The 13204-nt window shown below is 65.9% G+C and carries 12 protein-coding genes; 6 read left to right on the top strand and 6 right to left on the bottom strand.

All coding sequences use genetic code 11. The annotated features are described in order from the left end of the window. Positions 1–392: 392 nt before the first annotated feature. Entirely contained in the window at positions 393–1802 is a 1410-nt protein-coding gene (locus QSK05_RS29045) for a serine hydrolase domain-containing protein (RefSeq protein ID WP_285600552.1), read from the bottom strand. A 61-nt stretch (positions 1803–1863) separates the two neighbouring features. Here QSK05_RS29045 and QSK05_RS29040 point away from each other — a divergent pair, with 61 nt between their 5' ends. After that, positions 1864–2487, top strand: coding sequence for an ArsR/SmtB family transcription factor (locus QSK05_RS29040; protein WP_285600551.1), 624 nt, complete (start codon positions 1864–1866; stop codon positions 2485–2487). A 33-nt stretch (positions 2488–2520) separates the two neighbouring features. Here the strand turns inward: QSK05_RS29040 and QSK05_RS29035 are convergent, their stop codons facing one another. Together QSK05_RS29035 and QSK05_RS29030 are read right to left on the bottom strand one after the other, a co-directional pair. Then, positions 2521–3807: a plasmid pRiA4b ORF-3 family protein gene (locus QSK05_RS29035; protein WP_285600550.1), complete on the bottom strand. Its 1287-nt coding sequence runs from the start codon at positions 3805–3807 to the stop codon at positions 2521–2523. 300 nt (positions 3808–4107) lie between these two features. Then, complete coding sequence (locus tag QSK05_RS29030; RefSeq protein WP_285600549.1) at positions 4108–4443, bottom strand: excalibur calcium-binding domain-containing protein; 336 nt, start codon at positions 4441–4443, stop codon at positions 4108–4110. Positions 4444–4685: 242 nt separating this feature from the next. Between QSK05_RS29030 and QSK05_RS29025 the strand changes: the two genes are divergently transcribed. After that, the gene (locus tag QSK05_RS29025) at positions 4686–4997 is read left to right on the top strand and encodes a type II toxin-antitoxin system Phd/YefM family antitoxin (protein ID WP_285600548.1); all 312 of its coding nucleotides are present in this window, start codon (positions 4686–4688) and stop codon (positions 4995–4997) included. Positions 4998–5270: 273 nt separating this feature from the next. Here QSK05_RS29025 and QSK05_RS29020 read toward each other — a convergent pair whose 3' ends face one another. Beyond that, positions 5271–7535 (bottom strand): HelD family protein, encoded by a 2265-nt coding sequence (locus QSK05_RS29020; RefSeq protein ID WP_285600547.1) that lies wholly within the window; start codon positions 7533–7535, stop codon positions 5271–5273. A 246-nt stretch (positions 7536–7781) separates the two neighbouring features. On the opposite strand from QSK05_RS29020, the gene QSK05_RS29015 reads away from it, so the two are divergent. Next, positions 7782–8018 carry a helix-turn-helix transcriptional regulator gene (locus QSK05_RS29015; protein WP_285600546.1) on the top strand — a complete coding sequence of 79 codons (237 nt, stop codon included), beginning with the start codon at positions 7782–7784 and terminating at the stop codon, positions 8016–8018. After that, positions 8015–9448 (top strand): type II toxin-antitoxin system HipA family toxin, encoded by a 1434-nt coding sequence (locus QSK05_RS29010; RefSeq protein WP_285600545.1) that lies wholly within the window; start codon positions 8015–8017, stop codon positions 9446–9448. The genes QSK05_RS29015 and QSK05_RS29010 overlap by 4 nt, the downstream gene beginning before the upstream one ends. Here the strand turns inward: QSK05_RS29010 and QSK05_RS29005 are convergent. Continuing rightward, on the bottom strand, positions 9389–10354 hold the full coding sequence (locus QSK05_RS29005) for an oxidoreductase (protein ID WP_352302972.1): 966 nt from the start codon (positions 10352–10354) through the stop codon (positions 9389–9391). The genes QSK05_RS29010 and QSK05_RS29005 overlap by 60 nt on opposite strands. A 214-nt stretch (positions 10355–10568) precedes the next feature. Further along, positions 10569–10859, bottom strand: a complete 291-nt coding sequence (locus QSK05_RS29000; protein ID WP_285600543.1) for a hypothetical protein — start codon at positions 10857–10859, stop codon at positions 10569–10571. Positions 10860–11806: 947 nt separating this feature from the next. Here QSK05_RS29000 and QSK05_RS28995 point away from each other — a divergent pair. Together QSK05_RS28995 and QSK05_RS28990 are read left to right on the top strand one after the other, a co-directional pair. Next, positions 11807–12031, top strand: coding sequence for a hypothetical protein (locus QSK05_RS28995; protein WP_285600542.1), 225 nt, complete (start codon positions 11807–11809; stop codon positions 12029–12031). Positions 12032–12386: 355 nt separating this feature from the next. Then, positions 12387–13142, top strand: a complete 756-nt coding sequence (locus QSK05_RS28990; RefSeq protein ID WP_285600541.1) for a hypothetical protein — start codon at positions 12387–12389, stop codon at positions 13140–13142. The last annotated feature ends 62 nt before the right edge of the window (positions 13143–13204 follow it).

Genomic DNA, 13204 nt, shown 5'->3' with positions numbered 1-13204 from the left:
GGAGCGGACGCTCAGAACTTCTTGCCTTTCGGCGTTCCGTCCTGGCGACGTTGTAAACAGTAGACCCTGTGTTGCTCGCCGGTCAAATCCGTGTTTCGCGGTTTTAAACGACGATGGAGCTTTCCCCTGAACAGCAATAGCCATAACGAGTGAAGCCCATCCCGGAAGACGCGCAACAGCTCTCAGCTTTTACTGTGGAGGGAGGTTTTATATCACCCCGGAACCGGCCACTTGCATGTCCGTTACTTCCGTGGAGTCGACGTTCGCCTGAGCGACCCGCCGAAGAACCTTGCAGAACATTACCAGGGCTTTCGGGCACCAGTTGCCTACCCCAGGGCGACCCCCGTCACAACCCGATATCGATGCCGGGACGGGGCGGACGGGGCACCTCGCTACGCATCCCTCGCGGCAACGCGGTCGTTGGCCAGGAAGCGGAAGCGCCCGTTGTCCCCCGGCTCGAGGAACGTGTAGGTGCCGACCGCTACCCCGTCCTCACCCATCGACACGAAGGTGTTGTGCTCGAGAGGCCGGATCTCCCTCCGGTCGACCACCGTCGCGACGCCGGCCAGACGGTCCATCGTCACCGTCTCGTTCCGGGATTCTCTGGTGAGCCACAGACGTCCTTCATCGTCGCTGGTGACCTCGAACCGGAACTGCCGGGTCGAGTACCCGCCCAGGAACGGCTCCGGATCGCCCACCCGGGCGGTGGCCGTAGGCGCGACCACTACGGGTGCCGGCGTCGTCCCCGCCAGATCGGCGAACAACGGCTCCAGCAGTTGTCGCGTGAGCTGACCACCAGCGTCCGCATTGGTCAGCACGACTGCTGCCAGGCCCTGCTCGGGGACGATCCGGAGCATCGTTGCCACCCCTGGAGCACCACCACCGTGCTCGGCGACGCCCGGCCTCGGCAGTCGCCAGCCCAGTCCCTGGTGCGAATCCGCCACGCCGCGGTGCCGCAGCCAGGGTCGGAGCATGAGCGCAGCCGACGCGGTGGAGAGCAGTCGAGTGCCGTCGGCCGCCAGTCCCCCGGATACAAAGAGACGCCCCAGCTCCAGGAGCCCGCGGGCGGACAGAGCCAGTTGATTGCCGGCGGCCGGGTTCGACGGGGGCAGGAGCGCCCACTCCCGGGTCGGGAGCAACGGGGCCGAGGGCGTGGCCCGCACATGACCGATGGCCGTGCGGAACGCCAGAGCCTGATCCGCCGAGAACGCCAGTTCGGTGATGCCCAGTGGTTCCGCCAGGTGATGCCGCAGGGCCTGCTCATAGGTGGAGTCGCGCAGCACCTCGACGAGCCGGCCGAGCGTGCCGAAGCCGGCATTGCAGTACGAGAACCGTTGCCCCGGCCGACTGTGCTGCGGGGCCCGGGCCACCAGATCCCTGACGAACCGGTCGAGGGCGTCCGGACCGGACGTCGTCGGTTGCCACAGGTCCCCTTCGAATCCGCCCGTGTGCGTCAGGAGGTGCCGGACCGTGATCTGTTCGCTCGCCGAAGCGTCGGCCGTACGGAACTCGGGCAGGTACTCCTGCACCGGCCGGTCGAGGTGAACCAGCTCGACATCGACGAGCTGCATGACCAGCGTGGCCGTGAAGATCTTGGTAATCGACTGGATCTGGAACAGGGAATCGAACGTGACCGGGATGCGCGTGCGGGTGTTCACCACCCCGAAAGCCGCCTCGACCACGTGGGATCCGAGCATCAGAGCCACCGAGGCGCCCGGGACGTCTACGGCTGGGCCGAGACGGATCAGATCAGCCTCAAGCCGTTCCTGCAGTTCCCTCACCGTCATGTGCGAAGTCGTCATCAATGTGAAGCTACCCCTTCACACTTAGATGTCAAGGCGGAGCTTCACATATGCTGCCGCGATGGCCCACCCGGAACGGACGCACGGCGTCCGGCTCACCGACCCTTCGGTCCTGCGAGCGCTGGCCCATCCCGCGCGGCTGCGCATGCTCGATGTTCTGCAGGAACGCGGTGGCGCAACGGCCACGCAGTGCGCCGAGGTGGTCGATCTCAGTGCCAGTGCGTGCTCCTGGCACCTGCGCCAGCTGGCCGCAGCGGGGTTGGTGCGCGACGCGGGTCGACGCGGTGACCGGCGGGAACGTGTGTGGGAGGCGACGGTGCCGGCGTGGAACGTGGACATGGCCACGATCGACGCCGATCCGGTCGAGGCTCAGGGGCTGGACCTGGCGGTGACCCAGGCATTGCTGCAGGCCTCCGACACGATGGTGGAGGGTTTCGTGATGCGTATGGCGCAGGATCAGGAACCCCAGGAATGGCGGGATGGCGGCCTGGTCAGCAACTCCACTCTGCGTCTGTCGGCGGACGAACTGCGTGATCTGACCGCCGGCGTGATGCAGTTGCTCGCCCCCTACCGGCTCAGCGCCCGACCTGAGGCCCGGCCGGGCGATCGCACGGTTCACGCCGCACTACGGTTCGTGCCGGTCTCGGCTCCTGACGGATCCGGCCGATCTGTTGACGAGCAGTAAGGGCACGCGTCCACGGGTTCAGGTTGTTTGCCATCAGCGACTCCCCGCTCCCGCGCTCCCGATCCCTGTATCCCGCAGATCGACCTCGTCCATGTCATCGTCCTCGCCCGGTTCACCCGGCACACCTCCGCCGACTTCGATGAGGCGCGGGTACTTGACGTCCGGATCGGGTGCGAATGCGTCTTCCAGCTCGATCGTGACCAGCCAAGGGCTGCGATCGCCGTAGAGGTACTCGACGGACCTGCCTGGGCGATGCAGGAGAGAACCGAGCCGGGTGTAGGAGAGTCGGGCGTAGGGAATCGGATCCGGGTCGTCGTCCTCGGTCGCATGCGCTGCGAACGAATAGAACTCCTCGTTCTGCCATTCGAAAGCCCATTGAATGATCTCGTGCATCTTCAGCAGCGTCACATCGTTGCCGAGCGCGACCCGGCGCCAGGTGTTCGGCCGGCTTCCCTCCAGCGTGAGACGTATCCGGTACCCGGTCGGCACCGGAGCGGGAATCGCATGCTCACCGCGCGCGATGCTGTCGGCCAGGATCAGGTCGGAGTACGCCTCCACGTCATGCTCGCCCAGAGCCGCGGCCAGCTGACGCGCCCGCAGGTGGAGAAGGTAGGTACGCACCCGGAAGTCGGGGCGTCCCTCGGTCGAGGCCTCCGGGCCGGTCTCCAGCAGCTCCCGCAGTCTGTCGAGAACGTTCGTGTCGTCGAGCTCTTCGTGATAGTTGACCGACCGCAGTCTCGGGAGTTCCCGCACGGCGGCCCGCGACCGGTCGACGAGTTCAGGGGTCTGGACCCACACCTGCTTGAGCCGCTGAAAACCGAGATCGTCCCCCGCGAAAGGAACGACGAAGCCGTGTTCCCGATGGCCGTAGGAGAAGACGACGCCCAGACTGTGCTCATCCGGAATGCGGTCACCGTGGCCCCAAGCACGCAGCACCTTCAACGGGCCGGTCTGAGCCCAGCGCGGTGCCTGCACCCCGGCCGCCTTCAACTGCCGGGCCGCCTCCGCCGCCATCTGCCGACTGGGAACCGGCCCGAGGTCAGCCGCCACCATCAACAGGCCCAGCACCGTCGGACCGGGGGTCTGCACCAGGTGCTCGATCACCAGCATCAGGATGTTGGCGGTGTTGAGATCCGCTGATGCACTGCTGAACTCGGCCGGCATGTTCTCGTCCAGCGACTCGCAGAGCCCGAGCAGACTCAGTTCGGCTTCGTAACGGTGCCGGCTCCGGCCGATCCGTTCGAGTTGCTCGGCCGCCACGTCGGGGACCATCGCGACCATCCCCGGCGACAGCCGGGCCGCGGGCATCAGCGGTGGCACCTGAGAAAGATCCACCACCAGGTCGAGGGGCGGAGCAACGGACGCGGTGCCACCCGAAGCGGGCGGGCGAGGCCGGGTGGCCGCACGGTTCGGTGTCCGTTTTCTGCCGTTTCCCATGCAGAAATAGTCGCACGTAGAGACCCTGAATCGGATTCTGCGCAGAGGTTTTCAAGATTCCCTGGGGCCATCGGCTGCCCCTGCGGGTATCAGGCGCAACAGCCTGCCGGCAGGCCTCACGGAGAACCTCCAGCAGCCGGCCTGGACGCCCCGCGCGTCAGACCCGGTTCCACCCGCACACCGTCAGGCGGCCTCGCAGGCCACGCCGTCCTTGTCGCGGTCCATCTTGGTGTTCGCCTTGTACAGCGGGGTGCGGACCGGGATCAGGCGGGTGGCCACCGGCGTGCTCGAGCCGCGCACCTTGTCCTTGGCGCCCTTCTTGCGGATGCCGTGCTTGTAGTCCTTGTGCAGGGCGGTGCAGTTCTTGTACTTCTTGGCCTTGGCCGCGACGGTGAAGTGCGACTCGGCGGCAACGGCGTGGACCGAACCGGTCGAGGCAGCCGAAGCTGTCGTGACTCCGGTCAGGCCGACCAGAGCGAGGCCCATCACCGTGACACCGATTGTTGCAATGCGTCTCATAGCGGTGACCCTAGGGTAGATCCAGGAGGTTCGTGGGTCGATCGGGAACAATCAGGGCTTCTGGGCCGGATGCACGACGAACGGTCGGTCCAGTCCTCTCCGAAGAACCATGACCGGCAGTGATCCATGCAGTGCTCCGGACGGCGGTACTGCACCCATGCAGCCCCCGACATCGATATTTCCGATCTCTCATCTGAAATCCCCCACTGTCGATGCAGTGATTTCAGCAATCCTTAACCACCTTGAGTGAGGCGTACATCATCATGTACATGACACTTCCTGCTGGCGCTACTCACGTATCCATGGCCGATGCCCGAGCGAACCTGCGCGAACTGCTCGACAGCGTCAAGAGCACTCATGCCCGGTATCGCATCACCCGCAACGGCGAGGCGGATGCTGTGCTGATGTCCGTCGACGATCTGGAGGCCCTTGAAGAAACGCTGGAGATCCTGAGTGACCCCGACGAAGTCGCAGCTATTCGCGAAGGCCTTTCCGATATTGAGTCGGGCAACGTCTTCACGATGGACGAAGTCCGCCGGGAGCTAGGCCTGTGACCTACCGGATCGTTCTGGCCGCCTCAGCTCAACGAGATCTGAACAAGCTTCCGGAGAAGGTACTTCCGGCGGTTCTGGAGTTCATCGACGGACCGCTGAGGCAAGATCCCCATCGCGTCGGCAAGCCCCTCGTCAACGACTTGTTCGGTCTTCATTCAGCCAGAAGAGGCTCCTTTCGAGCAGTTGATCGAGATTCAGGCCGTCCGCATCCGGCACCGCCGCGACGCCTACCGACCGAGCTGACCGCCGAACTCGGCAATGCCTACGGTGCCGTCACTTTTCACGCCGTCGCTCGAGTTCGTCAGCAAGAGCGGCAACGATGGCCGTCCACAGCCGTGGCTGAGCTGTAGCGGCAACGTTCTCGGCCAGGCTGACGCCCATGGCTGTGGCGAAGTCGGCGCTGAACTTGTCGAGGCCAGGATCAGGCGCCTTCCCCGACCGACCAGCTTTCGTGGGCCGCGAGCGCTGCTGCCCCGGTGCGTCCTCTTGTAGGGAAGTCACCTCGATCGGCTGTGACCGATCGGGGGAATCCCGGCCCGGGAGCGGCAGGACCTCGCCAGAATGCACCACTGTCAAGAATTTCGTCGTGCGGGTCAGCGCCACGTAGAGCAGGCGCAGGCCGTGAGTGCCCTGGGCGGCGATCGCTTCGGGCTCGACCACGACGACGGCCTCGAACTCCAGGCCCTTCGCGTCCACCGCCCCGACCAGGTTGATGCTGGCGCCCAGGGCGCCTGCGCGCGTGTCCTGGAACTGAATGCCCGCCGCGTTCAGTACCTCCATGACGACGGCACGATGCTCGTCGGCGCAGATGATGCCGACGAACAACCCCCGGGCCGCGTAGTCGCGCGCTGCGCGCACCGCCTCCGGGCCGAGCTCCCCGGAGCTGACCGGCCGCAGGTCCGGATCGGCCGGCCCGACCCGGATCACCGACGGTGCCTCGACCGACGGCGCGGAGTACGGCAGCAGTTGCGCCGCGAGCGCGTAGACCTGTTGCGGCACGCGGTATCCGAGCCTCAGAGGCACGATCGACGCCGGATGCCGGAACTCCAGGGCGGCGACGATGTCCTCCCAGCCGTCCCGGGCCCAGGGTCCGGTGGACTGCGCCAGATCGCCCAGCACGGTGTAGGAACCAGATTTGCTGCGACGGCGTACCGAGCGCAACTGCATCGGTGACAGGTCCTGGGCCTCGTCCAGAACGATGTGCCCGAACACCGTGCCACTGCCGTTCAGGAGCGTGTCGACCTCGTCGAGCAGGGCGACGTCGGTCAGGCTCCAGCGCTCGTCGGAGACCCGGTCGGACGCCGGGCGGAACAGCATCCTCACCTCGGCCGCGGTGAACTGTTCACCCGCAGCGGCCAGAAGACGATCGCGCGAACCGAACAGGTCCCGCAGGAACGACTGTGAGGTGAGCGAGGGCCAGACCCGCTCCAGGGCAGCCTCCACCGCAGCCGCCGGCGCCTGCGATCCCCGGGGCATCCGCGATGTCACGGTCGCGGTGATCCAGCTGCGCATGGCCGCGCGACCGGCCAGGTAACTACGGGCCTGGTTGATGGACCGGCCCAGCGCCTCCTCGACCTCAGGACGCGCGAGAGAAGCCACGTGTTCGGCGGCCGTGCCGATGTCCAGGCGATCAGCCCGTTCGGGGAATCGCACCCGCTGCACCAGGCCCCGGTTGATCAGGTGCGTCATGCGCAGTTCGCCCTTGATCCGGGCCACGGTCGGGTGCTCGTCCCGGCCGGTGCTGGTCTGCGGTCCGAGAGTCCGCAGGTCCCGGTGCTCGATCTGGTGATCCCCCAGCCCCGGCAGCACCTGACGGATGTACCGGGTGAAGGTCGGGTTCGGGCCGACCACGAGCACGTCCGAGGGCGCGAGTTCGGCGGCGTGATTGAACAGGAGCCAGGACACCCGGTGCAGACCGACGACCGTCTTCCCGGTACCCGGCCCTCCCTGCACGACCAGGAGCTGCTCGAGCGGAGACCGGACCAGCTCGTACTGCATCGAGTGGATGGTCTGGACGATGTCCCGCATCTCGCCCGTCCGCGACGCATCCAGATCACGCAGGACGGCGTCGTCGATTCCCTCGTACTCGAGAGCAGTGAGCTCACCGACCCGCGCCGCCAGATCCGCGAACACGACGTCGTCAAAGCCGAGGATGCGATTCCGTTCCACCTCGAACGTGCGCTTGCGAGCCACCCCCTGGGGATCGTCGTAGCTCGCCGTGAAGTAGGGGGCCGCCCCCGGCGCCTTCCAGCTGATGACCAGCAGTTCACCGTCGGCATCGGTGATGACGCGCTTACCGACGTAGAGCGCCTCACCGTCGCTCGGGTCGAACCGGCCGATCGCCACGGCTTCGTCAGGATCACCGAGCTGCTCGAGGTGCCCCTTGGCCGCCTTCCCGACAGCAACGGACGCCTTACCCGCCACGGCCGACGCCGCTGCACCCAGCGACTGGCGGCTGCGCTCGCGGGCCTCCCACGCAAGGTCGAAGTACTGCTGCTCCCGGGCGATCTCGGTCTCGTCGGTGGGGCCGGCAGTCATGCGTTCCCCTTCGTGGGCAAGGGCCTCTGACAAGGGCGGACAGGACCCTCCCGTCACGCAGGCCTACCCATCATTCACCCAGAGCAAACAACACGAAGGCAGACTTTGTCACGAATTGACCACGTTCCCACGATCGGACAGCGACCAGCCCCCCTCCCGTGTGTCGATATCAACCCACGCGGTCGATGTGCCAATATTGGAACATCGACGGCATGTGCAGATATCGACACACGAGGTGATCCTGCGGTGAGGAACGATGACGATCAACTGTGGGCACGGGTCAACGGCCCGGGGGATCTGGGCGTCTTTCTCCGGGAAGTGCGCGAGCGGGCCGAGCTGACGCAGGAGGAGCTCGCCGAGAGCATCGGCGCTGACCGCAAGTACGTCCACCAGGTCGAGACAGGACAAGGGACGCTCTACACCACACGCCTCTTCGCCCTCCTGCGGGAACTAGGGCTCCACTTCGAGGTCCGCGCCCCATGACCGACCTGGACGCCTGGCTGTACGGCACCCATGTCGCGGTCGTCCGGCGGGCTGCAACAGGACGACTCAGCATCGATTTCACCCCCCAGGGACTACAACGCTGGGGCACCGGCGCGAGCTTGGTCTCGATGCAGCTACCGTTGCTGACCAAGTCACCGCACTCAGCAGTCGTGCAGGCCTGGCTGCGTGGGCTGATGCCTGAAGGTCGCGCGCGCATCCGCCTGGCCGAGCGCGCAGGGGTAGACCCGAACGACGTGCTGGGCTTTCTGGGCCACTACGGCCGCGACACCGCCGGGGCCCTCGTCCTGGTTCCGGAGGGAGATGATCCTGGCCAGCCCGATCGTCCGTTGAAAGATCTTTCAGAGCAAGAGATTGCCGACTTGCTCGCTCAAGCAGACGAGGCCGGAGCGGCAGATCAGGCCAGTTCGCTGGCGGGGCTCGAGACCAAGATCGTACTGACCCGGACAGCTACCGGCTGGTCGATGCCCACTCCCAAGGCCCCATCCACTCACATCGTCAAACTGTCCCGTCCCGAGGGCAGTCGAACTGCCGATCTCATCGATACCGAAGTGGCGGCACTTGAACTCGCACGCTACGCCGGGGTCAGCGACGTACAGGCGCATCTGCACACGTTTGCGGGCACCCGAACCATTGTGGTGACTCGTTACGACCGCATCGCCGACATCGGGGCCGGAACGGTGCGGCGCCTTCACCAGGAAGACGCCGCCCAGATGCTGGGGCTGAACACCGACAACCCGTTCCGCAAATTCCAGTACGGAGCAGCAATTCCCTCTCTCGCCGCCATCGCCGCAAAACTGACCGACATCGGGGTCTCGCTCGAGCCGTTGCTGGCCCTGACCACCGTCAACGTAGCGATCGGCAACGTGGATGCTCACGCGAAGAACGTTTCTGTGCTCCATCTTCCGGACGGTTCACACCAATTGGCACCCGCCTATGACATTGCCATGCACCTGCACCAGAACACCGGCGAGACCCGGTTCGCCATGGACGTGGCCGGGGCACGAGACATGCACACGCTCGGAGCCGCTCACCTCATGGACGAGGCCTCCCGGTGGACGATGCCCCACCGCCGTGCCGTCTTGACTCTTCACGACACCCTTGAGCGCCTGAGCGCAGGAATGGCGGAGATCGACCGGGATGCTCATCCCGGAGTGGCCGAGGCCGCCTGGGATATCGTCGGTGCCAGGATCGATGCGTTGCACGGCGAACTGCGGAGAGATTTTCCCCTGCCCAGCAAGAGACCTCGTGGTGGGAGCAGATCGCCGCAGTCCCGTGTACCCAGGGGGCACCCACAAGGTGGACGATTCACGGCCCTCGAGACGGGATCCGGCTCGTCGGTCAAGCCCGCCTCAGACGTGGACGCCCGTACCGGTCAGCCCCACCGAGAGCATCCAAAGCCGTTCAGCTGAAGCCGGATCGATCGCATGCGGATGGACTCCGCGGGCCAGCCCTTCCTCCGTGCCGATGTCCGAGATGGCAGCAACATCAACGTCCTCGCAGTAGACCCCACCCATCCCCGCGAGCTGATCGGAAGTAGCTGCCCAGACGGTGGTCGCGGCCCCCTGGTCCGGTGTCTTCCACGGATAGATCTCGTTGCCCTCCGCGTCCATCCATCCGAGGGCGACCATCTCGTCCATCGTAATATGCCTCTGCAACGGCGTCCGAATGCCACCTGGGAAAACGGAGAAGGCTCTCACCCCAACCGCTTCGCCGATCCGATCCAAATGCCGGGCGAACAGTACGTTGGCGGTCTTGGCCTGACCGTACGCCCGCCACTTCTCGTAGCTGTTGTGGAACTGAAGATCGTCCCATTGAATGTCGGAGCCCTTGTGCCCCACAGAGCTCAAGCTGATCACCCGCGCACCACCGTCCCGGGCCAGCGCGGGCCAGAGCCGACTGGTCAGCGCGAAGTGACCGAGATGGTTGGTCGCGAACTGTGCCTCCCAGCCCGGACCCACCCGCGTCAACGGCATCGCCATGACGGCGGCATTGTTGATCAGCAGGTCGAGCCCGCGGTCGCCGGCCAGGAAGGACTCCGCGAAAGCCCGCACACTACCGAGGTCTCCCAGGTCGAGCTCAGCAATCTCGACGCCCTTCACCCCCTCCAGCTGCGCGGCGGCGGCATCCGGCCGGCGGGCAGGTACGACGACAGTGGCCCCCGCACCGGCCAGGGCCAGCGTCGTAGGAATACCGATACCGGAGTATCCACCTGTCACGATGGCGACCTTGCCGGTCAGGTCGACACCGGCAAGCACCTCTGCAGTCGTTGTTTTCGGGCCGAAGCCGGATCCGATCGGGCGCTGATAAGAAACCATGGCCCAACGCTAAGAACCTCGCGCCCATCGTTCCAGGCCGCGCTGCACCCACCCAGCGCGCGGCCGGCTTCGGGTCAGGGCGCCAATTGAGGACGACGCATCACCTTTGCTTCCAGCCTCCCCCAAGAAGTCGGCGGCTTCCAGAAGAAGCCCGCCGATCTCCGAACGCGGTGATGACGAACGAAGGAGCGGGCCAACGGGCGTGGCCATCGCCCTAGATCTTGAGCACGGCCAGCGTCTCGTGGTCGAGTGGATAGGTGTGGTGACCGTCAATGGTCAGCAGCGCCCGGCCGCCTTGCCGGCTCCAGGCCAGGTCGTCGATGACCAGGTCAGCACCACCGTCGAGCCAGGCCGCGAAGTGATCGCGGTCCATCACCGCGAGAGTGCGCCGGCCGGACCAGACCGTGATGTCGTACGAGCGGAAGACGAACTCCAGCCACACCACCAGACCGGAAAGCTCATCTCCGACAGCAATATCGGCCCGGCCCAGACGGGGCCCCGTCATCGCGCCGGCAACTGTCGATAAGCTTGTACCACGCGCTCACCGGCAGGCCGCACGGCAACCACGCCGGGCGTAGCCAGGAGCAGCCCTTCCAGAATCTGGGCCTGCCCCAGATTCGGCTCGAAACTGATGGCTACAGCATCAGGATGAAGCACTCTGGCCTCGTGCACCGGCACACCGTGACGCCTGAGATCAACAACGAGCCGACACAGCCAGGGAATGTCCCACGGCGCCAACTCCGTTCGCGATCCTGTCATGACGTTCTCCCCGTAAGTCCCGAGACAGCAGCCCTGACCGTCCCCGGCGCCGACTGCTTCCTGACGACCTACCGTTCCCCAAAATCCCGAACGCGGGCAACGCTCGGTTCCCAAGCCCGAACCACCGGCGGCGAACCGCCCGCGAGCGCTCCCCAGCGTGGACACCGACCGGCCGGCAAGACGCCCTTACGACCGCCGGCGCTCTCTCCCCAGGGACAGATGACGCACCGCGTCACGAGCCAGCTATTTACTCACTCCGCCGGTCACCGCGCCGGTCACTGCGCCGGCCACTGCGGCGGCCACTGCGCCGGCCACTGCTTCGGGGAAGACATACCGCCCGCACGAAGCCGCGCCCGGAGACCGGCACCCGGAGCGGAGGCCAACTGTTGTGTACACCTGGTACATCCGGTACCGGATGTACCAGGTGTACACAACGCTCGAGAGCCCGCGGGGGACCCTCGACCGTCCTGAGCAGGGCTTCATCCAGCGATCGACCGCCGGGTACCGGGACGGCCGTGACACTGCGCCCCACGACCGAGATCCTGCACTCCGGGCACAGACCGAACCACCGCCCTCCTGCAGCAGCCCTCCTGCACCCCGAACAGCACCATTCGTCGCATGCGCCCCATCCGTGGCAGGCTCATCGCCGATACCGGGCGGAAGAACCGGTACGTGACATCTCGGGAGATACACATGGCCGTTGCGATTGACCTCACCAAGGCTCTGGACAAGGGTTTCGAGAGCAGCAACATCACGGAGATCCTCGACGCCCCGGTCTCCGCGCTGTCCGGTGTGACGAAGGCTCACGCTGAGCACCTGGCCGCCGACTTCAACATCAAGACGGTCCGCGACCTGGGCACGAACAAGTTCTACGCGCTTGCTGCGTCCCTGGTGACGCTGGAAGCCCACCAGGGCTGAGGCTCTGCCGGGCGCTGGGCCGGTCTCCGGCCCAGCGCCGCCCGATGATTCAGCAGATGGGCCCAGTCCATCAAATGATGCCCAGGACAACAGTTCTTGGATCCGCTTCGCAAGCTACCGCGGACGCGCCACGGCCTTGACCAGCCTGGTTCCCGCGCCCCGGGCGGACCGCGTGCTTCCTCACGCCGCCATCGGTAGTACCAGCCATGATCACGGAATGAGCTGGGTGACGTCTCCGCAGTGCCGAAGTACATCCGCCTGAACCGGCACTGCCTCCACGTTCGGAATTTCCGATATCTGGCCGGAATTACCATATCTTCGTTCGCGACCCGGATCCCCGAACGAAGAGGCCACCATGCCAGTCACCGCCAGCACCGACTTCCGCCCGACGGTGTTCGGGCCCTGGCTCGCCGAACGGCGCATGGTCAAGACCTGGCGCGCGGTCAATGTCGGCGTCGGAGCCTGGTTCGTAGTGAAAGCTGCCACCGGAATCCCCAACCCCCTCGGGCCGGTGCCCACGACGTCCCTCATGGCCCTGCCCCTGTGCGTGCAGATCAGAACGACGTTGCGGGGACGCCGGCGGCGACAGGACTGGCGCCGGCAGGCGCGCCCGCAGTGGACACCCCGTGGGGCCGTCGACCCGGAGCCCGACCGGCTGCTCCGAGAGGGGCTGGCAGCGGCATTCGACCGGAACTACGGCCGGCTCGGCCGGGTCATCGACGAGATCAGGACCGCGGGGCTCGACGATTCCCGCGAGGTGCGTGACCTGCTGGTTGCGGTCACCGCCATGGCCTTCTTCGCGGTGAGTGGCGAGAAGTGGCCCGCCTATGCCGAATTGAAGGTTGCCACCCAGGAATTTCTCGCGGCTCATCCCCTACTCGAGATTCCCGAGGTGCACGCGCAGGTCTTCTTCAGCGGACTGACCAAAGAGCAGGGGCCGTCCGGCGTCTTCTTCGGAAAGTACACGCTGTGGCTCGGGTTCAGCGTCACGGCCTGGCTGCTACAAGATTTTCCCCGACCGGCAGGACTGGGCCCCTGGCAGTTTCTCGACGAGATTGAAGACGCATTGAGCACCGGTGACGGTCGGGTGGCACGGATGCGGTGGGTGTAGACCGACCCCACCAGCACCCACCCAGTTCATTTTGCTACACAACTTACTGTTAGCGGGGTATC

The sequence above is a fragment of the Kineosporia sp. NBRC 101731 genome (assembly GCF_030269305.1).
Taxonomy (GTDB): domain Bacteria; phylum Actinomycetota; class Actinomycetes; order Actinomycetales; family Kineosporiaceae; genus Kineosporia.
Note: the sequence above shows the minus strand (reverse complement) of the source record. Positions and strands in the feature narration are given on the sequence as shown.

Coding starts and splice junctions, on each gene's coding strand:
- QSK05_RS29045 (WP_285600552.1), bottom strand. CDS start 1,802: ATGACGACTTCGCACATGACGGTGAGGGAACTGCAGGAACGGCTTGAG.
- QSK05_RS29040 (WP_285600551.1), top strand. CDS start 1,864: ATGGCCCACCCGGAACGGACGCACGGCGTCCGGCTCACCGACCCTTCG.
- QSK05_RS29030 (WP_285600549.1), bottom strand. CDS start 4,443: ATGAGACGCATTGCAACAATCGGTGTCACGGTGATGGGCCTCGCTCTG.
- QSK05_RS29020 (WP_285600547.1), bottom strand. CDS start 7,535: ATGACTGCCGGCCCCACCGACGAGACCGAGATCGCCCGGGAGCAGCAG.
- QSK05_RS29010 (WP_285600545.1), top strand. CDS start 8,015: ATGACCGACCTGGACGCCTGGCTGTACGGCACCCATGTCGCGGTCGTC.
- QSK05_RS29005 (WP_352302972.1), bottom strand. CDS start 10,354: ATGGTTTCTTATCAGCGCCCGATCGGATCCGGCTTCGGCCCGAAAACA.
- QSK05_RS29000 (WP_285600543.1), bottom strand. CDS start 10,859: ATGACGGGGCCCCGTCTGGGCCGGGCCGATATTGCTGTCGGAGATGAG.
- QSK05_RS28995 (WP_285600542.1), top strand. CDS start 11,807: ATGGCCGTTGCGATTGACCTCACCAAGGCTCTGGACAAGGGTTTCGAG.
- QSK05_RS28990 (WP_285600541.1), top strand. CDS start 12,387: ATGCCAGTCACCGCCAGCACCGACTTCCGCCCGACGGTGTTCGGGCCC.